The sequence below is a fragment of the Oribacterium sp. HCP28S3_H8 genome, from assembly GCF_052064775.1.
Taxonomy (GTDB): Bacteria; Bacillota; Clostridia; order Lachnospirales; family Lachnospiraceae; genus Oribacterium.
The window spans coordinates 1-21,675 of record NZ_JBQHUZ010000014.1 but is presented as its reverse complement, the minus strand read 5'-3'; the positions used below and the strand labels follow the sequence as shown (position 1 = coordinate 21,675).

General features: G+C 46.3%; 23 protein-coding genes. 1 reads left to right on the top strand and 22 read right to left on the bottom strand.

What is annotated here, in order from left to right:
- Window positions 1-747: 747 nt before the first annotated feature.
- A complete protein-coding gene (abc-f, locus tag ACTNEN_RS12480; protein WP_441206844.1) occupies window positions 748-2,214 on the top strand; it encodes a ribosomal protection-like ABC-F family protein in 1,467 nt (488 codons plus the stop codon).
- Between the two features lie 356 nt (window positions 2,215-2,570).
- Here the strand turns inward: abc-f and ACTNEN_RS12475 are convergent, their stop codons facing one another.
- The 22 genes from ACTNEN_RS12475 to ACTNEN_RS12370 all read right to left on the bottom strand — a co-directional run bounded on the left by ACTNEN_RS12475 (window position 2,571) and on the right by ACTNEN_RS12370 (window position 21,620).
- A complete protein-coding gene (locus ACTNEN_RS12475) occupies window positions 2,571-2,861 on the bottom strand; it encodes a helix-turn-helix domain-containing protein (protein ID WP_441206843.1) in 291 nt (96 codons plus the stop codon).
- A 424-nt stretch (window positions 2,862-3,285) separates the two neighbouring features.
- The gene (locus ACTNEN_RS12470; RefSeq protein WP_441206842.1) at window positions 3,286-3,495 is read right to left on the bottom strand and encodes a hypothetical protein; all 210 of its coding nucleotides are present in this window, start codon (window positions 3,493-3,495) and stop codon (window positions 3,286-3,288) included.
- Window positions 3,496-3,516: 21 nt separating this feature from the next.
- The gene (locus ACTNEN_RS12465) at window positions 3,517-3,705 is read right to left on the bottom strand and encodes a translation initiation factor 2 (RefSeq protein WP_441206841.1); all 189 of its coding nucleotides are present in this window, start codon (window positions 3,703-3,705) and stop codon (window positions 3,517-3,519) included.
- Window positions 3,706-3,730: 25 nt separating this feature from the next.
- Window positions 3,731-4,354, bottom strand: coding sequence for a LexA family protein (locus tag ACTNEN_RS12460; protein WP_441206840.1), 624 nt, complete (start codon window positions 4,352-4,354; stop codon window positions 3,731-3,733).
- Between the two features lie 144 nt (window positions 4,355-4,498).
- Window positions 4,499-4,843 (bottom strand): hypothetical protein, encoded by a 345-nt coding sequence (locus ACTNEN_RS12455; protein WP_441206839.1) that lies wholly within the window; start codon window positions 4,841-4,843, stop codon window positions 4,499-4,501.
- A gap of 229 nt (window positions 4,844-5,072) precedes the next feature.
- The gene (locus ACTNEN_RS12450; protein ID WP_441206838.1) at window positions 5,073-6,062 is read right to left on the bottom strand and encodes a helix-turn-helix transcriptional regulator; all 990 of its coding nucleotides are present in this window, start codon (window positions 6,060-6,062) and stop codon (window positions 5,073-5,075) included.
- Between the two features lie 133 nt (window positions 6,063-6,195).
- Complete coding sequence (locus tag ACTNEN_RS12445) at window positions 6,196-7,203, bottom strand: virulence RhuM family protein (RefSeq protein ID WP_441206837.1); 1,008 nt, start codon at window positions 7,201-7,203, stop codon at window positions 6,196-6,198.
- Between the two features lie 640 nt (window positions 7,204-7,843).
- Window positions 7,844-9,031 (bottom strand): hypothetical protein, encoded by a 1,188-nt coding sequence (locus ACTNEN_RS12440; RefSeq protein WP_441206836.1) that lies wholly within the window; start codon window positions 9,029-9,031, stop codon window positions 7,844-7,846.
- Between the two features lie 73 nt (window positions 9,032-9,104).
- On the bottom strand, window positions 9,105-12,521 hold the full coding sequence (locus ACTNEN_RS12435; RefSeq protein ID WP_441206835.1) for a DEAD/DEAH box helicase family protein: 3,417 nt from the start codon (window positions 12,519-12,521) through the stop codon (window positions 9,105-9,107).
- Complete coding sequence (locus ACTNEN_RS12430; RefSeq protein ID WP_441206834.1) at window positions 12,521-13,555, bottom strand: Eco57I restriction-modification methylase domain-containing protein; 1,035 nt, start codon at window positions 13,553-13,555, stop codon at window positions 12,521-12,523. The genes ACTNEN_RS12435 and ACTNEN_RS12430 overlap by 1 nt, the downstream gene beginning before the upstream one ends.
- 2 nt (window positions 13,556-13,557) lie before the next feature.
- On the bottom strand, window positions 13,558-13,728 hold the full coding sequence (locus ACTNEN_RS12425; protein ID WP_441206851.1) for a hypothetical protein: 171 nt from the start codon (window positions 13,726-13,728) through the stop codon (window positions 13,558-13,560).
- Window positions 13,692-13,841, bottom strand: a complete 150-nt coding sequence (locus ACTNEN_RS12420) for a hypothetical protein (RefSeq protein ID WP_441206833.1) — start codon at window positions 13,839-13,841, stop codon at window positions 13,692-13,694. The genes ACTNEN_RS12425 and ACTNEN_RS12420 overlap by 37 nt, the downstream gene beginning before the upstream one ends.
- A 44-nt stretch (window positions 13,842-13,885) precedes the next feature.
- Window positions 13,886-14,839: a restriction endonuclease subunit M gene (locus tag ACTNEN_RS12415; protein ID WP_441206832.1), complete on the bottom strand. Its 954-nt coding sequence runs from the start codon at window positions 14,837-14,839 to the stop codon at window positions 13,886-13,888.
- Between the two features lie 386 nt (window positions 14,840-15,225).
- The gene (locus ACTNEN_RS12410) at window positions 15,226-16,635 is read right to left on the bottom strand and encodes a relaxase/mobilization nuclease domain-containing protein (protein WP_441206831.1); all 1,410 of its coding nucleotides are present in this window, start codon (window positions 16,633-16,635) and stop codon (window positions 15,226-15,228) included.
- Between the two features lie 85 nt (window positions 16,636-16,720).
- Complete coding sequence (locus ACTNEN_RS12405) at window positions 16,721-17,017, bottom strand: hypothetical protein (protein ID WP_441206830.1); 297 nt, start codon at window positions 17,015-17,017, stop codon at window positions 16,721-16,723.
- Window positions 17,018-17,081: 64 nt separating this feature from the next.
- On the bottom strand, window positions 17,082-17,414 hold the full coding sequence (locus ACTNEN_RS12400) for a plasmid mobilization protein (protein ID WP_441206829.1): 333 nt from the start codon (window positions 17,412-17,414) through the stop codon (window positions 17,082-17,084).
- Window positions 17,398-17,637 carry a transposon-transfer assisting family protein gene (locus ACTNEN_RS12395; RefSeq protein ID WP_441206828.1) on the bottom strand — a complete coding sequence of 80 codons (240 nt, stop codon included), beginning with the start codon at window positions 17,635-17,637 and terminating at the stop codon, window positions 17,398-17,400. Before ACTNEN_RS12395 ends, ACTNEN_RS12400 begins: the two co-directional genes overlap by 17 nt.
- Window positions 17,634-18,149, bottom strand: a complete 516-nt coding sequence (locus ACTNEN_RS12390) for a DUF4316 domain-containing protein (RefSeq protein WP_441206827.1) — start codon at window positions 18,147-18,149, stop codon at window positions 17,634-17,636. Before ACTNEN_RS12390 ends, ACTNEN_RS12395 begins: the two co-directional genes overlap by 4 nt.
- A gap of 36 nt (window positions 18,150-18,185) precedes the next feature.
- Window positions 18,186-18,860, bottom strand: a complete 675-nt coding sequence (locus ACTNEN_RS12385; RefSeq protein WP_441206826.1) for a JAB domain-containing protein — start codon at window positions 18,858-18,860, stop codon at window positions 18,186-18,188.
- Complete coding sequence (locus ACTNEN_RS12380) at window positions 18,853-19,002, bottom strand: hypothetical protein (protein WP_441206825.1); 150 nt, start codon at window positions 19,000-19,002, stop codon at window positions 18,853-18,855. The genes ACTNEN_RS12385 and ACTNEN_RS12380 overlap by 8 nt, the downstream gene beginning before the upstream one ends.
- Before the next feature lie 67 nt (window positions 19,003-19,069).
- Window positions 19,070-19,390 carry an immunoglobulin gene (locus ACTNEN_RS12375; protein ID WP_441206824.1) on the bottom strand — a complete coding sequence of 107 codons (321 nt, stop codon included), beginning with the start codon at window positions 19,388-19,390 and terminating at the stop codon, window positions 19,070-19,072.
- Window positions 19,380-21,620: a DNA topoisomerase 3 gene (locus tag ACTNEN_RS12370; protein ID WP_441206823.1), complete on the bottom strand. Its 2,241-nt coding sequence runs from the start codon at window positions 21,618-21,620 to the stop codon at window positions 19,380-19,382. The genes ACTNEN_RS12375 and ACTNEN_RS12370 overlap by 11 nt, the downstream gene beginning before the upstream one ends.
- Window positions 21,621-21,675: the final 55 nt, after the last annotated feature.

The following is a 21,675-nucleotide window of genomic DNA, read 5'->3' as shown; positions in this document are numbered from 1 at the left end:
GTCACAGGGTTGTACCTGAAGAATGCATATGCAGTTTTCAAGGATCGGAGATCCTGAGCTGTTTGGCTCCTGACATGTACAAGTTTATCGGGGGAAGATGTAAGATTTTAGGGACTGGTAATGGAGATTTACTACTGAGACTGTAGAGATTTGCAAAATTGATATCAGCCGTAATCTTGCATTGACGAGAAAAAGCTCTCCGGACTGACAATTTGACAGATTTAAAGATGTTATAAAATGATTTTGTTCTTCCCTGAAGTTTTTAGAGACGGCGCGGGAGGATATAACCAGTAAGAGAGTTCATAATAAAGCTGCTCAAAAATTACATGCGTTTAAAGAATGTATGATGAAGAACGCTGAGTACTATAATTCAAATCAGTTGATCACTTCAAATTTTGATTTTTTAAAACTGGTAAAAGTAAAAGATTTGCTTGACAGTAAAAGTAAAGGATTTGTTTTTATACTTGATTATTCCATGCGTTTATGATACGCTAACACATACATTAGAAGTGAGGTGGAAAGATGATTAACTTTTCTTGCAAATAAATTGGAATATACAGTGATACTGTGTTTTACAGTACCATTGAACCCATTGCAAGAAAGTTAAAAGTCTATTCACTCGATATATCGTAGGTGTATCACTCTTGATAGGGGTGGTACTATTATGCTGTGACGAGCTGCAAGAATTGACTTTCTTGCAGCTCTTATTTTATGTTCTTGATCCCTGGAATAAAGGAGGAATGCGATATGTCGATGATCCGAGTCGAAAACCTTACCTTTGCCTATCCATCCAGCTATGATAACATTTTTGAAAATGTCAGTTTTCAAATTGATACAGATTGGAAACTTGGGTTTGTTGGAAGAAACGGTAGAGGGAAAACAACTTTTCTAAATCTCTTGCTTGGAAAGTACGAATACCACGGGAAAATACAAGCCTCTGTGCAATTTGATTACTTTCCATATCCTGTGAACAACAAAAACAGATTAACTACGGATATTCTCTCGGAAGTCTGCCCGCTGGCGGAAGAGTGGGAGCTGTTGAGAGAACTATCCTATCTGGAAGTCCGTGATGATGTACTTTGGAGGCCATTTTTTACGCTTTCCAATGGAGAGCAGACCAAGGTGCTGCTTGCCGCTCTATTTCTGAATGATGGACACTTTTTACTGATTGATGAACCGACAAACCATTTGGATATGAAAGCCAGAGAAACCGTTTCAGCATACCTGAAACGGAAAAAGGGATTTATCTTAGTCTCTCATGATCGCTGTTTCTTAGATGGCTGTGTTGACCATATCCTGTCGATCAATCGGTCAAACATCGAAGTGCAAAGCGGAAATTTTTCTACTTGGTTCACCAACTTACAGCGTCAACAAGAATTTGAACTCGCTCAAAATGTGAAGCTAAAAAAAAGCATTGATAATATGCAAAAGGCCGCTAAAAGAACTTCTGTCTGGTCAGACCGAATTGAAGCGTCAAAATATGGGAACGGCCCGGTTGACCGAGGGTATATTGGTCACAAATCTGCCAAAATGATGAGACGCTCAAAGGCTATCGAAGTGCGGCAGCAACGGGCAATCGAGGAAAAGTCCGGCCTTCTCAAAAATTTGGAAACCGTAGAAGATTTGAAAATCGCTCCGCTTCATTATTTTTCAGATACCTTAGTGACTTTCTCTGATGTTGTACCGATTTTTGACGGCAAAAATGTCTGCCAGCCAATCTCGTTTACAGTAAAACAGGGAGAACGCATTGCCCTTGATGGCAAAAATGGTTCTGGGAAAACGAGCCTTCTAAAGCTACTGGTCGGGCAACAAATAGAACATCGTGGGACAGTTGCAATAGGTTCTGGCATGATATTGTCCTATGTACCTCAAGATACTTCTATGCTGAACGGGTCGTTATCAGAGTTTGCGGAAGCCAATCGTGTTGATGAAACTTTGTTTAAGGCAATCTTACGGAAAATGGATTTTTCACGAATACAGTTTGAAAAGAAAATGGAAGATTTTTCAGCGGGACAAAAGAAAAAAGTGTTGATAGCAAAAAGCCTTTGTGAACAAGCACATCTGTATGTGTGGGATGAGCCTCTTAACTATATTGACATCTATTCCCGAATGCAAATTGAAAATCTGATTAGGGAATTTTCTCCTACAATGATCTTCGTAGAACATGATCTTGCTTTCAGAAATACGATTGCTACAAAAACAGTATATATTTAAAGCATTCCCGGTCAAAGCTGTCAATGGTCAAAATGAATGGCGCATTTCATGCGCCGCCATTGACAGCCCTGCTACTCTTGCAGACGGTCACATACTATCTTGCCGGATTACCCGACATGATGTCAAAAATTATCGATAGCTATCACACACATCAAATATGTCTGAAAAAGCAAGACAAATATTATTATTTCCAATATTGAGCTTTTCAATATGGAGTCCAGGTATTCCCTTTGATCCTGGCCGTACTATTATTACTTTGTCGCTTGAATAAAGGCAAGCGATAAAAAATCAATGATCTTAGCAAAACAAGTAGTAATGCCAAAATCAATCGCTCATTTTGAATCCAGGCGATTGATTTACAATTTGCCGGCCAGCTCCGTCATCTGCGCGGCCAGTTCAAGAAGGCTCGCACGGACGGAATCCCTGTCAAGTTCCCGCCCCAGAAGCAGATAGTCGGTACTGACATGAAAGTAGAGGGCGATCTCAACCAGAAGCTCCAGAGATGGTTTTCCCTGTCCGCGTTCCATATTTCCGAGATGCTCGATACTGATATTAAGCTCCTCGGCGGCTTTTTCCTGCGTCATACCTTTCGCTTTGCGGAGAATTTTCAGACGTCCTGCAAAATTGGCGGTTTCTAAACTATACATACTTTTTCCTTTCCGCCTGATGCGGGAGCGGAAGGATACACCTGCATGCAGTACGGTCCGGAACCTTCAGAGCCTGACAAGGGCGCAAAAAGATAAGGGTACCGATACTGCTTTTCCCTGAAAACGGGAAATCAGCAATATGTGTATCCTCGCCCTTAATGCATGTCAGGCTTTCAATATGAGTTTTAATGTTCGAAAGCCCCGCCGGAAGGAATAGAAAAAGACCGCCGACAGGGTTGGATCCTATAAAAATAGAATCCGGTCCTGTCGGCGGCCTCTCATGTAATGTATCTGGTTAAACCAGCCGATATCCGCGTATATGACCTGGAAATGGTCTTATATAGCCTGTTTCATCTTGGCCATTCCGTCGTTATACAAGTATTCGATTTGAATTTTTGTATTGAACTTATGTCAAATCTGTGCTTTACCTTGCTACTGGCGACAGCCCCTTTGGAGCGTATACCTCAATCGTGCCGTGGCGTCTGCCCTTCGGTATTCGAATGCTTACGGTTCTGCATCTGCTGCAAGCCGCCTTAAATTCTCCCTTTCCGTTCTGATAAGCTGTGATACGCTGACCACAATTCGGGCAGTACCAGGAGAGCGGGCGCCATGAAAAATCCCCAGTCTCTGTCATCTGTGACCTCTCCATTCGTACTCAACAATATTTCAAATGTGGTTCCAGCCTTTTGACGGTGTAAACCATGGACAACTGGTTCTCACCTGCAAGCCTTATTCTGGTCGCGTTGCCGCACTGGTCACACTCCATCCAGCCCTCCGTTTCCTCCAGAAAAAGTCCGCGATTGATTTTGCCGCAAATGGGACATTTCACGTCATATGTTCTCAATTCCAGACACCCCCTCTCAACGGGTTCACCCAAGTGCTTTGATGACATGCTTTGCGACGCCCTGGACTACCAGCTCCCGAACCCGGATTTCTTTGTCCGGATATCGCTCCTTATTGCAATATCGCAGAATTACTTCCCCGGTTTCTTCATCCACACCTGCATAAAGCTTCAGCGTATTCAGCTGGTGCTCGTCCAGCGCAACCACAATGTCACCAACATTAGCGGAACTCTGTTTTCTGATAACGACCATATCTCCATTGTCGATGCCCGCGTCTGTCATGGAATCTCCATCCGCCTTCAGAATGTAGAAGTCACCATGCCCGAAAAGGGAAACAGGCAGGCTGACATACTCTACAATATTCTCCTCCTCGGTTTCCGGTTCACCACAGGGGATTGCGCCGACCACCGGGGCAGAGAAGCTGCCGGTAGAGAACTTGCTGATCAGCTTTGTTACGATGGTTCGAGAGGATCCGTCGTATTCAAGCATTCCGCGTTCATCCATGGCCACCAGGTAGCGATAAGCGGTGGCTTTTGACACACCGACGCCCAGCGCAACTTCATTTACGGACGGTGTGGTCTGTCTTTCGCAGTAATACTGATCAATATAGGCACTGATCTGATCCATCAGTTCCAGTCTCTTGGATCGCATGGCAGATATTCCTCCATCTAAATGTAACGTGTCGTTTCAGATAAGCTTATTATAAATTTACTTTTCCAGAAGGACAAGCTGATATTTTTATCTGAAACGATGCTGCGTAAAATATTGCGCAACTCCTTTTACGGCATATCATTTCTACGGCTTCGGCACTTTCCGACTGACAAACCAGAATCCGTTTTCTTCATAATACAGTTCCACCGGCTGCCCCTGAATCCTGCAAACATAGCGGATTCCGGCACCTCCCGCCTTGAGGCTGGCACACCGGTCCACGCGGAGAATGCGGTCAACATCGTATTTGCGGCCGTCCTCCCAGATGAGGCGGAGCGGTTTCATCCGCCCATCCGCGGAAAAATCCGCAATTACTTCTACGTATGCTTTGTAAGGACTTATGGTCTGCGTCTCCTGTACATGTTCTGCCACAGGAACTCCACCCGGACGATCCGAACGTCCGGAATCGTGATGGTAATCATAAACTCCCATGTAATTCACCTGCCTTCCGCCAGCAGTTTCCTGTAATGATGAGAGAAGAGCGCACTCACTCAAAATATTGTGAGCCAGCCTCCTGATACAGCGCTGGTGCAAATTCTATATGTAACGAATCGTTTCATATAAGTTCATAATAAAACCGCCTGCCCCAAAGGACAAGCGGTTCTTTCTATCTGAAACGTTCATGCGCAAAATATTGTGCAGCTAAGCAAATCAGAAAGCCCTATAGAACTCCATTTTCCTTTGCCGCGGACCAGATTTGCTCCCGATACTCCTCAACCGTCTCTTCCGGACCTTCAATCCGGATGCTTCCGGTAAATCCGAAGACCCAGCGGTAGAAGGTCGTGCTCGTGCAGACACGGACCTTTGCCCTAAAATGCTCTTCATCTACAGGCTCAGACCAGAAACGCTGGCCGAAGTTATCAATCAGATACTTCATGGCGGAGACATGGCAGAAGAGGGTGACTTCCTTCGGCTCATCCGTATCATACATACGAAAAACCGCCTTGTGATATTCCTCCGGATTGTAGCCTTCCGGCGGTGCCACAGCGATTTCATGCAAAATCGCCGGCTCCCCCTTGATCCGGTCCAGCCGGAATGTCCGCATCGCCTGCCTCTCATCGCAGAATCCGCGGACATAGTAGTAATCGCCATCCCAGGTCAGTTCATAGGGACTGATGGTGTACGGCTTTCCGTCATTCGTAATATAGCGCTTCTTATTTATATCAAAATCCGTGTAATAAAACCGGATCTTGCGGTGCAAATCGACGGCATTGTTGATCGCGTCGACGCTGTAGTAACCGGAATGATTGCTGCTCTTGTAGCGGTCCGTAACGGAAATATGCCGCCGGAGCCGCTGCGCGTTTTCTTCCGTCGTCAGCGTCAGCAGCTTCGCAATCAGGTTACTGGAAATATTCGGCGTTATGAACTTGGCAGAAGAGAGTGCATCAATCAGGATCTTCAGCTCGCTCACTTCAAATGGCCGGCCGTTGTAAAAGTATTTGTTTTGTGTCGACTCAATATACTCAATGTGCAGATCCGATTCCCGGAGAATCGCAAGATCATTGCTGATCGTATTCCGGGAAACCTTCAGATCATAATCATCCTTGAGCATCTTTGTCAGCTCGGCCGTAGACTGCGGATGATCCGGATCCGTATGCTCAAGAAGGTATTGATATAAGTATAAAAGCCGGATTTTCGTACCATATTCCATGGTGCACTCCTTCATGTGTTACCTGAGCCATCATGATACAAAGTTTTGTCTTGCGCTGGTAATCACAGTGCCCTTCAATAGGTCAGACAGTGTCTGACTAATTTAATTCACGACTCGTTAATTACCACTCCTCTTATTTCCCTTTTTCTTTTGCTTCTTTTTCAAGGTTCTTTATCGTTTCCAAATATGCCTCTTCAACCGGTGAAATGGATTGTACCTGGTATTTACGGTACTCGGCCTCCGCCTTTTCCATCGCCTGCTTATGACTGATCTTCCCAGCCCCCTGCAATACCTGTTCGCCGGTACCGCTAAGAATTCGATCTAATTGCTGTACATAATCACTCATATGCATCGGATTATGCCGCATCGCTTGAATTTCAGCAAAATCAAAATATCCGGAAACCAGATTGTTGAGTATCTTCAGCTCGTTTTCATCCAGATAATTCTTTGCAATGCCAATATCTGACTTCACAGGGAAATCTCCCTTGAATGACTTTAATCCCATGAACGGTTTATCCGCATTGGCCCTCTCATAGATCAGTTCTGCTGCGGTATGCCCGTGAACAGCATAGTGCAATTTATTCTGAACCATTTTAAAAAAAGCAATAGATTCACTGCTCTTCGGGTCATAATCTACACTCGTAGCATATAAATCAAGCACTTGCCGATACAGAACTTTCTCACTGGAACGGATGTCACGAATCCTGTCAAGCAGCTCCTTCCAGTACGCCCCTCCTCCGTTACCTTTTAATCTGTCGTCATCCAGCGCAAAGCCTTTGATCATATATTCTTTCAGAATCGCTGTCGCCCAATGCCTGAACTGTGTCGCCACCAGGGATTTAATTCGATATCCGAGGGAAATAATCATGTCTAGGTTATAGAAGGGCATTATCCTAGAAACAGTTCTATTTCCTTCTTCTCTAACCTGTCGGAATTTCCGACAGGTTGACTTTTCTTCCAGTTCGCCTTCTTCATAAATGTGTTTTATATGCTCAACAACATTTGTTCTTGAAGTTTGAAACAGATCTGCCATCTGTTGCTGAGTAAGCCATACAGTTTCATCTTCGAGGAGAACATCTATATTCGTCTTCCCATCATCAGCTTGGTAGATGATGATCTGTCCCTTATCATCGTTTTTCATTAATACATCTCCAATATTTCATGGCATCAACAAGAACTTCTAGGTGGCTTAGAGATTGATGTCAGATATATCAATCTCACAGGACATCAATTGTGGCAACAGTTGATCCTGCCACTAAATAATACCATTCTGTTTTATATGCCTTATGCTTTCTGTCGTTATTCTTCGTTTTCTATTATTACCGCTCTTGTAGCGGTCTATAACGGAAATATGCCGCCGGAGCTGTTGTACGTTTTCCTCAGTCATCAGCGTCAGCAGCTTCGTAATCAGATTACTGGAAACATTCGGCGTTATAAACCAGGTAGAAGAGAGCGTGTCAATCAAATTTTGCTTGCTCACTTCAAATGGCAGGCCATTTGAAGAGTATTTGTTTTGCTCGACTCAATATGCAGATCCGATTCCCGAGAATCGTCAGATCATTGCTGATCGTATTCCGTAAACATTTACTATCCATGCTTCCAGATTGCGGTTATCCCATTAAAATGTTTACATAGATTGAATTCTTTCCAAGTGTACAATCTTATAGCAAACACAGTAAAAACGCAGATTGCATAATTATCAAAATGGCTCGATAGATCCGAGAAAGCAGTGCTTAATCGCCATATACTAAAAAATTATTTGCAATCAATATCTATTGAATTCAGATCTTTTTTGAAGCTTTATAATAATAATACATAGTATTGCCTTGCATTTCTTTAGTTCGTTCACTCACAAAATCTTTTGACTTGTTAAGCAACGAAATTGATTTCATGAATCCACTCGCTACTTGCGTTGAAACTGTGAGTAAGGAAGCACTCATCAATATATCTCTTAATACGACAAATGCGTCCATTAAACCCGCCTGACACAGAACTGTTGAAGCAATTCCACCTATTGCAAATCCTGCAGCTTTTCGTATTTCAGCATCTTCTATCGCTTGCTTCCCCAAATTTCTCACAACACTGGCTTCAGAAGCCAATTCGTTCAATTCTCTAACCCTTGGAGCAACTTGGGTGCTGTATAATTTTAAGCAATCATATTTGAAATCATCGTCCCACGGCATAGAATTGATTTTTTCCGAGAATTCAAAAATAGCCTTTCTAAAGCCAATCAAAGAATCCTTATTATCTTCTTTGAAGCAAAGTATTTCATCAACCGACGCTCCATTTAATGTTGGCAGTGTCATAATAATGTTTGAGGCTATGCCAGCATGCCTTAATATTTCCGGATTGGCATTCCCAAAATCCAATAAATGCGTATTTGCTACATTCTTTATCACGTCCTCGCTCACTCGATCGAACAATGGAAAGGCGGTGTTATTGCGCATCGCATTCAACAAATTCCCAAAATATCCACCAGTTAATTCATCTGTGGAAAATTGATCGTAATCATAATCATGAACTGTAATAATCTTCCGTGCAGTCAATGATTTGATCTCTCTAGCGCCTTCTGTATCTATTATTTTTTCTAGTCCTTCCTTAATAATGGCCTGGCCCTGATTAAAAGTCTGCTTTATCTTCATTTGAGCAATTATTTCTTGCTTAGATCTGTGTTTTTTCTTCTTGAGTATGGGATTGTATACTTTTATTTGATCAGATAGAGCTTCTATTTGATCAAGAGTATCATGAATATCATTGCCACCAACGCTTTTCAAGATCAACGCTAACGCATTAAGTAACTGCTCAAGATCGTTTGCCTTATTTATATGATTAGGCAAATAACTAAAAATGGCATATTCTGCCATCCCAATCAATTCGATTTCATCCGCATATAGCAAAGAACTCTTAATTAATTCCAGTGTTTCTTTAAAGCTACAATCACTGTTAACAGTTCCAATTGTGAATTTCATTGGATGCCCTCTCGACATTTACCATGCGACTTTCCAAATAACTAAGTCGCATGGTTTTGGTTTAGTTCCCGCTTCAACTCAGACTGAACAATTGCTCCAATTCCTGCTTGAGTGTCCCATCTTTGGCATATTGCAGAGTGTCGCACAGCCTGATATTATTCATCTCAATATGTATCTCATCGCTGAACCCGAGGATATATCTCAGGCAGATCCTGTAAATAATCTCCGTCGGCGCGCAGCCATATACCTGTTTCGCGAAGATGTGATTCAGCCGCTCGGCGTCATTTGGAAAGAGTGCTTTCATGCGCTTGCTCTGATAAAGACGCGTTACAATTTCTGTTATGTACATGCCGGACTTCATATAGAGGTCAGCGAATGTAGCATCCGGATCATCAAAACAACCGGGATTCTCCTTCTCCAGCCGGTCCACCATATCCTTCACGACACGCTTTGGCGTAAAGATCTGGTTGGTTCTCTGCGGCGGAATGTAGTCAAAGATGTCGCCCTTGTGGGATGCATCAAAATAATCTGCGAGCTCCCGACGCTTCTTCATGAATTCTCCGACAGCATCATTAAATACAACTTCATCAAACAGGTGTCCCTCAAAATGCTTCTTATGCGCTTCATCCCGGATTTCATTGCCCTGTTCATCTTTTTGATAATAGTCGCCGCCATCTCGAAGCATCCGGAACTGGTCAAGCGTTACGCCGACGCCATTCTGCGGATTAACCGTAACCTCCCAGAATACCTCCGCCGGAACAAGCGCATCGAAATTCGCAAGTGTTGTGCTTTCATCACCATAAGCCATAAGGAACGCTGGAATTGTACGAGAGAAGCCGCGTAGATGATCTCGAACACTTCCTTCAATAGAATCCTTCTCACTGTTCAGCCTTTCAGTCTCGACGGTCTCTACAATAGTTTCTGCCGCTTTCTTGACAGTTTCTTCACTGTTCAGCTTCTTATGAATATTGTCTACCATCTGCTGGTAGCCTTCGTACCTGCGCTTAGCGTACTCATCATCCAGCCGGCTGATCTCGCTCATGGAAGCGCCGGATTTCTGAGCCTCCGTAATTCTGTCGTTACGCTCTTTTTCGAGCTGATGATCTCGGATTGTGTAATCACCATACTCACGGCTTACGACGGTATCTGTAGTTTCCTGAATCTTGCGCTCTAGCTGATTCTGCGTTGATTTCTTTAATTCGTTTCCATACTGCGCCCGGGCTGTTTCCATCAGCGTGCTGGCAATCGGCTTTGAAAACTTCTCCCGTAGGGCAGCAAGCTCATCCCGCTTTGGATCAGGATTTTTTGCATACTGCTCTTTGATGTCAGTGACTGCCTGCTCCAGCTGATCATCCACATCGCTGTAAACCTTATCTCCAAAAAGGTCGCTGGCGGTGCCGATCACCTGCTCCCGCGGAATCTCCACCTCGCCTTTGTTATTCAAATCAAGCTCATCCGCGGTGTGCTCATCCACATCGGCCGGTTCCAGTTTCTTCGGTTCTTCCAGCGCCTGCATATTGTTGATGATGTCGATGATCTCTTTCGGTGCTCCGAAAATGCCGGAAATATTGGAGAACAGGAAATTGGACATGAAACCGCGCTCTACAACTTCCTTTGCGTGAATATGACGTGGAATCGTAAGCACAGACTCTGCATCCAGCTCAATCATGGACCCGTTCTCGTCCTCGCCGTAGACAGGGAAGAAGTTCAAAAGCTCGCGAACATGCTGCTTCTTTTGATCAAAGTCTCCCTTATCGCCGGATGTCTCTGGAATGAGATCGTTAGCGAACTGCTCAAAGATCGTCAGCGTTCTTGCCGGGTCAAAGTCAAAGACATAGGCATTCTTCTTCCGATAGGAATTGCCTAGCGCATCGTGGAAAAGACACGGATTCTGCGCACGGAATGCCGCCTGCATATAGAGAGCCGGGCTTGCCATATTGGAAAGCATCAGAACTGCCGTCCACTCAGGGATCGTCACGCCGGTTGTGAGCTGTCCAACGGACAACGTGATGGTCTTGTCATAGGTCTTGATGGCCTTCGTCACCCGGTCAAAAGCCTTCTCGTTTTCGTCGTCATCGTCCAGCCTCCCGTCGCCAGCCGCGAGAATCACTTCATAGTCTTTGAAAACCGGATGCAGCGACAGCTTCTTTGCAAGCGCCTTTGCACTTGCCACCCGGTTTAAAAGCCAGAACGTGTGCTTCAACTCATTCCGAAGCTCCGGCGTGGAGAATGGGAACTTATCCTGCGTCGTCAATGCATCGAGAAACTTGTCTACATCCGCGTCATGGACAAACTTCCCGGACTCATTTGTTTTGAAAAATTCATTCAGATCGAATGCATACTCTTCAATATCGTTATCCGCAAGCTCGATTCCCTGCCGCACCTTGTCTCGGATAATGTCAGACATCTGGTACGTGAAGAGCGACAGACGGGGCAGATTCTCATAAGGATTTTCCAGTTCGCTGGAGTTGTCCCAGTCACGCTTTTTCTTCTGCTCATCCGCATAGGTCCAGTTATAGATGGCATCTTCAGGAAATTTGTCATTCGCCAGAGCTTTAAACGGCGTTCCAGAAAGGTGAAGCGTGTACTTACGGTTGATGTGATTAAATGCTGTATCAGTCTTGTAGGTATCGACACCTTCATGTGCCTCATCGATGATCAGGATATCCCACGTCAGGCCTTTTTCTGCGCTGACTTCTGAGAGCTTGTCAAATCTCCCGCCAAAGTAGATGGATCCCTTCAAATCCTGCAGGCTTACAAATTCTATACAGCCTTTAATATTGGCTCCTGGGGCGCTCAATTTATCCAGATACTCCTGACGGCTCAGGACATATTTCCGGTCTTTGATTCCGTCCACAGTGCTAACAAAAAGGTATCCGGACTGCGGACCAAAAAATGTCTCGTAATCCTGATACCATGAATTGGCAATTGCCGGGCGATTGGTCACAATAAGAACATTGGTAACCGCAAGCCGTCTGCAGAGGTCATACGCGGAGAGCGTTTTCCCAAACCGTGGCTTGCAGTTCCACAAGAATTCGCCCTTCTCATGGGACTTGAAATAATCATACGCAGACTGCACCGCATCGTTCTGCTCATTCCGCAGCTTATACGGAATCACCGCATCGGCATCACTTTCTGATACCACGCCATGATTCTGTGTGAAATCCACAAAATCCCCACGCGCAGTATCCGGTGTGATCCTGAACCATTCTGTACCTTCCTCGCGGGCAACTCCGAGCTTCTTCAGATAAGCGTGGAAATCCTTGTCCGTAAACGTCCCGAACGGTTCCGTCATGTAAGCGGCGCGCAAATGCCACCAGATCTTTGCATCCACACCGACCGTATGTGTCTGCTCATTGATCCGGGTTGCAACATCCCGCTCCGTAAAACCGATCTTGGTCCAGCCATCGTGCTTTGGCACTCCAGGAGTCGTATAGGCATAGCATTGCGGAATGACCCTTGTGGCTGTGCTGATCTTGATTTCTGCCATTATGCCATCTCCTTTACATGTGTTTCGATAAAGTTGATCTCGTCCTCATCCAGACCGTACTTACGGTAAAGCTGTAAGTCGATCTCGTGGACAGATTTTGACCAGTCGATATCAGAAGTGGGAGTGAAATCCTGAAGGGGAATCATTTCCCATACCTTAGGAGGGCAATGTTGTGTAACTTTTTTGATTCCGAGCATCGCTCTAAAGAATTTGGTCTTTATATACAAGCTAAGATTGATCGCTTCCTGTTTTGTTTTAAATTTACCAGCACTTAAAAAAGTATCTGAACTCCCATCACCTGGCATTCCAATAGTTGGAAGAGTTAAGGTTTCCCCAAAGTGCCCGCTGTTATTTGCCTCTGGAAGAAATAGATTATAGCAGTCAATATACGGATTTTCTTCGATGTAGTCACGACTTATATATCTATACTCACGTTGCCCTCCGATACGCCCAAGCATTCGTATACTATTATCAAATTTTTCTGTTTTAAAAATATTCGGAGCTTTTGGCATCATGCTGGAAATAATTTTTGCCCCGGTTCCGTCACCTGAAAGTGTTTCAATCTCCGGATGTTCTTTAAATAATTGAGCAGAAAACCTATACAATCCTTGCGACGCAATAATAGTATTGAGTCGCGGATTATCACCCTCAGTCTTTTTTACTTCACGAATAATTGCATTAAGCTCCGGATAGGCAGTGAAAATCCCTATTTCACCGTAGTTATTTCTTTCGTCTCGATAAGTGACAGCTACACCGCCTTTAATATCGGTATTAGGAAACACTTTGGTAGCATCAGGTTCATAGTGCAACACCTTTAAGTGAGAATCCGTAAGCATCTTCTCATTCCACGCCTTTGGAGTTTGACCAGCATTAAATAAAAACCTGGCCGGTGTTATTAGTTCAACTACATCTGAAACTTCATACACCTGATCCATGAATAAATTATATACCGGCGGTTTCCTATCCCCATCGTTTGTCGTTTCTTCCTGATACGGCGGATTCCCTATCACATAATCAAACAATTTCTTTCCCATAATTAGTTCTCCCTTGCAGCATCAGCATCCATAAATCTGCGGATTTCATTTTCTAACTGGTCTTTGTCAGGAAGATAGAGCTGATAGCGGCTGACAAAAAGCTGATTAGAAATATTCTGTGTGGCATATTTCACCATCAGTTTATCCTCATAGGCACCCATAACAATGCCAATTGGTTCTGTATTTCCTGTGGATCATCTATCTTCAAAAGTTCCACATAATGGTTCCAGCTTAATTTGTGCGACAGCGTCGCACATTTTGGATAAGCAAGATACAGCTGCCACATTCTGGTGATATTGCTGCGGCTGAATCCAGCACCAAACTGATTTGTCAGGTCTCCTTCAGCTTCTTAAAAATAATGGAGTTATCCTTTCTCCAGTCATAGATCTTGCATAGGATAGCTTCCGGCTCGTCCTCTTTTTCCACCATGTCCGGATACATATCGAAGAACGTCATCTGATGATATTCTTCATAGGGTTTTCCAAGAGGGACGGTATCTTTCAGGCCATCCATCTGCCATATATTCCATGCAATCTTGTTTGTAATCTGCCGCAGCAACTTTTCCTCCGGATCTTTTTCCCAGCGTTCCTTATAGTAATCCATGAATGTAAGCAGCAAATTGATCCGCGCAATCAGCAGGTTATCTCCCTGATACTCATATCCATAACAGGATTCAAATGCCCGGATCGTCCACTTCAGCCAGTCGTCGTACTCTATGGTATTTTCATTTACTACTCTTAGTTTTCGGTCGAGTTGTCCGATTCTGTGCTTCGTTGGAACAATGAAGTCTCCGGTAGAAACATCATAACGAGATACAAGATATGGTGCTTCCCCGCAGGTAATTTCCAACCGTCTTGAATCTATGTAACGCTTCCAGTTTTTTTTCTTCGGAAACGCGATGGGGTCTTCGATCACGTCCCATGTATGATCCTCTTTTTCCAGATTAAAAACGGCTTTTCTGCCAAACCATTCCGCATCGCAGTAATTATTCATCTGGTTGCACAGCCATGCCGGAGTAAAGACTTCCGCTTTTTTTCGCGTCCGGGCTGCCTGCGCTTCCAGTGACTTTTGAATTCGCGGTTTGATAATATCTGCGTGCTGCAGTAACAGATATTTATCGATCTGTTCTTTATCTGTAAATCCGTGACCAAGTGATTCATAGGTATCCGTTGCCCAGATGATGTTTTTATGCGTTGATTTATCTTTGAGCAATAAATCGAGGAGGGATGCTACAGGATCACATCCGATATCAATTAGTTTTTGCTGTACGGGCAAGTCGTTCATGGGGTATATTCCTTTAACTTCATGGCTTTTATTTTCTAATAGCTATTTCATCTATCATCAATTTTAGAAACAGCGTTGCAAAATTATTCAATCAAAACTTGGGATTATAATTACATTCTAATCACGTTTCAATATATTATCAATCAATTTACCGCTTTCTTTTGCCCTAAATATTGTGCACCTCACTAACTGGCAAGCAATGTTCCCTTGGCCAACTCTGGCCCCGGGAACACATTTCCGCTTCCGCAGAAATGGCTTGTTGGGATACTCCCAAACCCTTACGGATCATCACTTCGTGATGGCTGCGCGTTTCTGCGAAACGCTGAAAAGCGGGACCCGGACGGTACAGGAAATCCTGCCGTCCGGGTCCCATAGTTTTTTCATCCTTAATGACTTTGTTCCTGCTGTCTCTGCCTCTGCGTTTCTTCCTTCCGCTCCGCATCATACAGAGATGCAACATTTTTCTGTGCGATGAGCAGCTCCTGCATTTCATCTTTTACTTTCCGGTATTCATGATAAAGCTGCTTTTTCTCCGCCAGCACCTCCGCATATTCCTTGCTCAGTTCCTTTATCCTCGGAATCTTCTGAAGCTCCAGAGTATCAAAAGCCTGCTTTGCTGCCTTGTGCAGCGTGATTTCTTCCCGATGCTCCTCCAGGAATTTTTTGCTGTAGCCCGCCTTGCGATAGGCTTCATATACAGATCTGGTTTTGGAATAGTTGATGATATGCGTTCGCAGAGCCGAGATTTCCGTGAGCCGCTTTTCCGCTTTCTGAATCTGCGAGAGAATCTCGTTTCGTTTTTCCGTCTGGGAATGAAGCATCGTCTCCAGTTGATCCAAGCTCTCGATCCGATGATCCCGGAGGAAGAGAAGCGTCTTTGACATCTGCTTCAAATTGTAAACCGTGGCCCACCGGCGATAGCCTGCGCCCTTGGACTGAAGCTTTGCCTGAATATCAATGATGAGATTAAACGGGCGATCCGCAGGGGCATGCGTTCGTGTTTTTGCCGATAGCCGCTTACGCGCGTCATTCGATTCCAGATAAATCCGAAGATCCGCCTCGGTATAACCTTCCCGGAGAGAGGAGAGACGGATGAAACGCTTCTGCTGTTTTCCCTTTACGGCGATCTGTTTGCCGCGCTTTATTTCATAGCCGGACTTCTCCAGATTCTGCAGAAGCTCTTCAAAAGTATTTGGACATGCGCCCTGAAGAACTCCATCGATATCCCTGCAGATCTCATCGCGCAGGTTCTCCCGCTTCGGGTATTCTGTTCGTTTCTGGCGGTCGCGATACGGCTTTGGTTTGATGACGGACAGGCCATGCTCGAGGCAGATCAGATCGCTGATCCGCTGCAGCGCAATACTCGACAGCCAGAAGTTTTTGAATTTGCGGGTTGCATCCAGAGATGTGGAATTAAAAATGATGTGATTATGAATATGCGCCCGGTCCGTGTGCGTCGCGACGATGAATGCGTATTTTCCTTTGGTAAAACGAAGTGCGAGTTCCCGCCCCAATGCATTCGCGTCTTCCGGCGTGATCTCGCCGGGTTTGAAGGACTGGCGGATCTGATAGGCAATCACATCATGCCTGGATTCGCGGCCTGTGATCTGCTGATACTGCCGTTTGGACAGAAGGAATTCCTCATCGACAGTCATCGGATCACACATATAGCCGGAGACCAGTTCGCCTTTTTCTGTTTTCTCCGGATTACTCGCATAATCTGTCCGGTCACCAAGACTCTGCGCAATTGTTTTTCCCTTATTCACATGCAGCGGGATCAGTCTTGTCGCTGCCATTTAACGACTCCTTCCTCCGGACATAAAAAGCCGGGGAAATTTTGCGCGTTCCCCGGCTTCCTCTAAATCCAATATGCTTCATCTATTATCTTGAAAAAATAAATCCGGACAATAGCCCTGAGAGCGCCTCCAGTCCCATCAGAACAAGTTCGGCAGTCATGGTGATCAGAAATACGACACAGGCGGCAGCAAAGATGATACCAACATTCACCCAGTACCCCTGGAGCAATGCGATCACAATGCAGACGCCAAAGATCAGATAGATGATCCCGGCGGCAAAACCCGTCACGCCCAGGGCGAGCTTGTAGAAGATGGTAAAGACGCATACAACCAGAAGAACCGGAAGTGCCAGAAGTTTAAATGGTAATTTGATCAGCCACATAATACGTACCTCCTCGTCTGATTTTTTTTCAGTTTACCGGAGGTCACGGATCCCATCAAGGATGTCACGTAATTGTTGCGAGCCTTGCCAGGATTTCTTTTGTAGCCTCCCAGATTTCCATCTGCCTTTGCTTCAGATCCTGAATGTCCTCCGCATAAATGGAGCCCGTTTCATTTGCCCGCTTTGCGTACTGGTTCAGATTGTTACTGCAGTACCGGAGCAGAGAAACCACTTCCTTCACATCGCGAAGATCAAGGTTCACGCAATAACCATCCAGTGCCATTTTTCTTAGATACGAACTCTGATTCCGGATCCCGATTTCCTCCATTTTCCGACGCATCCGTTCATATTCATCGCCGGTCATGACAAAGTGCACCCATTTATCTCTTGTCTGCATGGGCACCTCCTGCCGGACCTGTTTCAGAAAACAGTTCAAGCCTGCTATATTCCTCATTCGTCATACAGAGCAGCTTACTGATCAGCGATTCCGTCATCAGCCAGAGTTCTGTCTCGTCCGGCATGAGGCAGGCCTGCATCTCTTTCAAAATCCGAATTGCTTCCGGGCGCCTGGAAGAGTAGTAGAGCATCAGCAGGGTGCGCTCATCTCTTGTCAGATTCATTCGAGACTCCTTTCCTCCGGTCTGCGGAAAATTCCGGGCTGTTCCTGTCTTGCCGTAGGTTCCTGCTTCTGCTGTTCTCTGAGCTTTTCGAGTACAGATTCTCTTATCTTTTCATCGGCACATCTGCAGGCGCGTTCTGTCGGATCTGGCTCCGGAAGATTGTTGATGATTCCGTCAAGGCTGTTATCGTTCTGCTCAACAAAATCCTCCACAGAGCGGAGTGCCGCTCTGCCCGGATCCATTTCAGGAAAGCGCTCCGGATGGAGAATCAGCTCGACCCGGTCAGATATCTGCGGATCATCAAAAACAACACCATTCAGCCATTCCTCACACTCGTGCCAGCCTCCCATCGTGATTGTCTGCCCGTTGTTCCCGAAAAAGCGGAGATGATCGTTTGTGCTCTCTATGCCGTCATAGGTGTAGCCCGCGGCTTCCATCGCGGCAACAAGCGAATCCTTTTCCGCCGGTGTATCGTGCATCGGTTCTGCGAATTCATCATGCCAGTCACTCATTCGCCATATCCTCCTTGATTGCTTTCTCATGGAATGTCACCTTGCATCCTCCTTTGCTTTTGCCGCAGTCTTCCGTTTTGCCTTCCCGGTTTCGGAAGGAACTGCATCTTCCTTCTTTTCTCTCTGCGCTTTCAGCTCTGACAGAGATTTCCGGACAGATTTTTGGGGCTTTATTTCCTGCCGGTAGCCATACTTTTCCGCCTCTTTCTCCGCAATCTTCAGATTGATGTCAGCAAGATCCGTGGAATATGGCATGCTGTCCATCGGCAGGATATCCTTTTCCCGAAATGAGTAGTAATACTGGTCCTTTCCGAGAATGATATGATCCAGCACTGGTATCCCGGCCAGTGTGCAGAGCTGCTGCATCCGGTTTGTAAGTGCAATATCCTCCTTTGACGGTTCCAGCCGTCCGCTCGGATGATTGTGAAACAGCAGGATCGAAGCCGCATTGGACAGGAACGCCGCTTTCATAATCTCTCTGGGGTGAGCCAGTGAGGAATTCAGCGTTCCGATACTGGCGATTGTCATATTGATTGGCACGTTGTCATTTCTGAGATGAACCACTCCGACAACCTCCCGGTCATAATCCCGGAATGCATCCGCCAGAATCCGTACAGCCGATTCCGGGTTGGTAATTCCCTCATTGGCAAGAAGCGGCTGTTCTTTTACCAGGCGAACAGAAACCTGGTCGAGGCCGTATTTCCTATTCATGATCTTTCACCTCACTTTCCACGGCGGCATTCAGCGGGATCTGCAGAATAAATTCTCCCTCTTGAAATTGTTCAAGCTGCCCTCGGATCTGCTCTGCCGCATTTCTTACTGTTCTCTCATCACTTTTTCTGTTTGAATCCATTGCCGGACCTCCTCCTGTTTGTGTTTCGGCAGCCCTGCCGCCGGTTTCGTTCCTTGTCATCCGGAGATTATGTTTCCTCTCCGGCAGCATCCCCGGGATTTCCGGAAAACCGTTCCCGGTAGTTTTCCTGCAGCGCCTGTTCCCGCTGTCTTTTCCGGCGCTCCTCGCTGTAGGGAGTGCGAATGGCGATGAGCTTCTTCGGGACCCGGTAGAATCTGGACTTTCCGGCACCATTTTTCTCGAAAATGCAATCATCCGGATATTTCGCCGAAAGCTCCGCAAGGCGGCGGAGCAGCCTGGGATCGTGGGTATAAATGCTGGCCGTATCCAGCTCGTTGTCCCAGAGAATGATGGTTTCCTGTTCGGCAAGTGTCAGCTTACTGTTCATAATGATTCCTCCGATCTTCGGACCTGTGCTTGTTTCCGCTTGATGTTTCCTTTTCAGATCCCTGCTTTCTGTTTTCTTTCCCGCCGTTTTTCCTGTTCTTTGGTGGATCAAATTCCAGCTGGAAGCAGGCTCTTCCGTCCGGATCTGCGGAGAGCAGGAGAGTGGCATCAAAGTGCCTTCCGGTCTTCCGGCTTGTGCAGTCTTTCAACCCGATCCTGCCATCGGAAAGCAGCCGCTCAACCATGCTGGCAGACAGCCGCTTTCCAATACTTTTGAAAAATGCATTATCCTTCCAGAGCGCAAACCGGCATTCGCGGTTACTGCAGAACCAGCCTTTGGGCTTTTCCACTACATCGGACTGACAGCACGGACAGGCCCCGGCTTTCCGGTAATTACTCATTTCCAGTCCTGTCCCCTTCGCCGCATCATAATTCCTGACAAGATCCGCAATCATCCCGGTGATTTCCTGCATGAAATTCTCCGCACGGTAAGCACCTTGCTCGATTTCAAGAAGTTTCTGCTCCCAGTCAGCGGTCATGGCAGCCGAACGAATCTGCTCCGGCATTACGGTAATCAGGGAATTTCCTCTCGCCGTGGATACCAGATACCGTGTCTTCTTGTCGCCTTTCCGCTCGATAAAGCCCTTTTGTACCAGCTTTTCAATAATACCGGCACGGGTTGCCGGTGTTCCGAGGCCTTTGCGCTCCGCATCCTCCGGCATGTCCTCCGCACCGGCTGTTTCCATGGCGCTGAGCAGCGTATCCTCGGTGAATCGCCTGGGCGGCGTTGTTGAGCCCTCCTTTAAGACCGCTTTTGAAAAAGGAATCACGTCGCCGGATGAAAAAGCGGCCGCATCACCGGTATCTTTCTCCCGGTTCTTCGCCGGATAAAACATAAGCCACAGTTCCTTCCAGCCGCTTTGCAGAACCGTCCTGCCTTTTCTCGTAAATTCCTCGCCGGCGCAGGTCAGAACGAGCGCTTCCTCGGCAGTACGAAAATCTTTCGCTGCTGCGCAGAGAAGCCTTACGGCGATCAGCTGCAGGACAGCCTGTTCGCCGGTGGGAAGTGCTGTGAGATCTGCCCCGGACATGGTTCTGGTCGGAAGGATAGCGTGATGATCGCTGACCTTCCCGTTATTGAAAAGCCTTGTGAAATTCCCGCTGTCCCGCATTTCCGGGGATAGCGCTTCAGAAGGCACGGCGTATTTTGCCCCGACGCCTGTAATCAGCTGCAGCAGCATTTCCCGCATGTCCTCCGTCAGATAACGGCTGTCCGTGCGCGGATAGGTGACAAGCTTTTTCTCATAAAGCGCCTGCGTATAATCCAGCGTCTGCTGGGCAGTGAAACCGAGAATGCGATTGGCATCCCTTTGCAGGCTGGTCAGATCATAGAGAAGCGGAGGGTGTTCTGTTTTCTCCGTATGGTCCACGGATTTGACCGCCGCCCGCATACTTCCGCAGCATAATGTCTGTAGCTTTTCTGCCTCTGCTTTGTCATCAAACCGGCGGCTCACGGCACTCATGTCATCCGAACGAAGCTCAACCGTGTAGAACGGTTTCGGCTTAAATGCCGTGATCTCGGCATCCCGCATGACCACCATGGAAAGTGTCGGCGTCATAACCCGTCCGACATTCAGCGTGGATCCGTACAGGCATGAAAAAAGCCGGGTAGCGTTCATTCCGACGATCCAGTCGGCACGCTCCCGGCAAAGGGCTGCTTCATATAAAGCATCATATTTTCCTGACGGCTCCAGGTGGGCAAATCCTTCCCGGATCGTTGCATCCTCCATGCTGGAAATCCAGAGCCTCTCAAAAGGTTTCTGGCACCTCGCCTGATGATAGACAAGACGGAAGATGAGTTCTCCTTCCCGCCCGGCATCGGTAGCACAGACAAGACTTTCTACATCCTCCCGGTTCATCAGTTCCTTCAGAATCCGGAACTGCTTTTTTGTGGAATCGGACACCTGATACTGCCAGTGCTCCGGCAGAATCGGGAGATCTTCCAGCCTCCATTTTGCGTATGCCTCATTGTAGACTTCCGGCGGCGACAGCTCCACCAGATGGCCGACACACCAGCTGACGATGTATTCTCCGCCCTCAAGATATCCATCACAACGTCTGGACACGCCCAGTACCCTGGAAATGGACTGGGCAACCGAGGGCTTCTCGGCAAGTACAAGTTTATGTTGTGTTGTAGGAAATGAAAAGTTTTGCTTTGTTTTGTTTGGCATTATTGAAATCCTCCTCCTTTTTCTTTACATAATCCCCCAGCGAATGAGCAGGAGG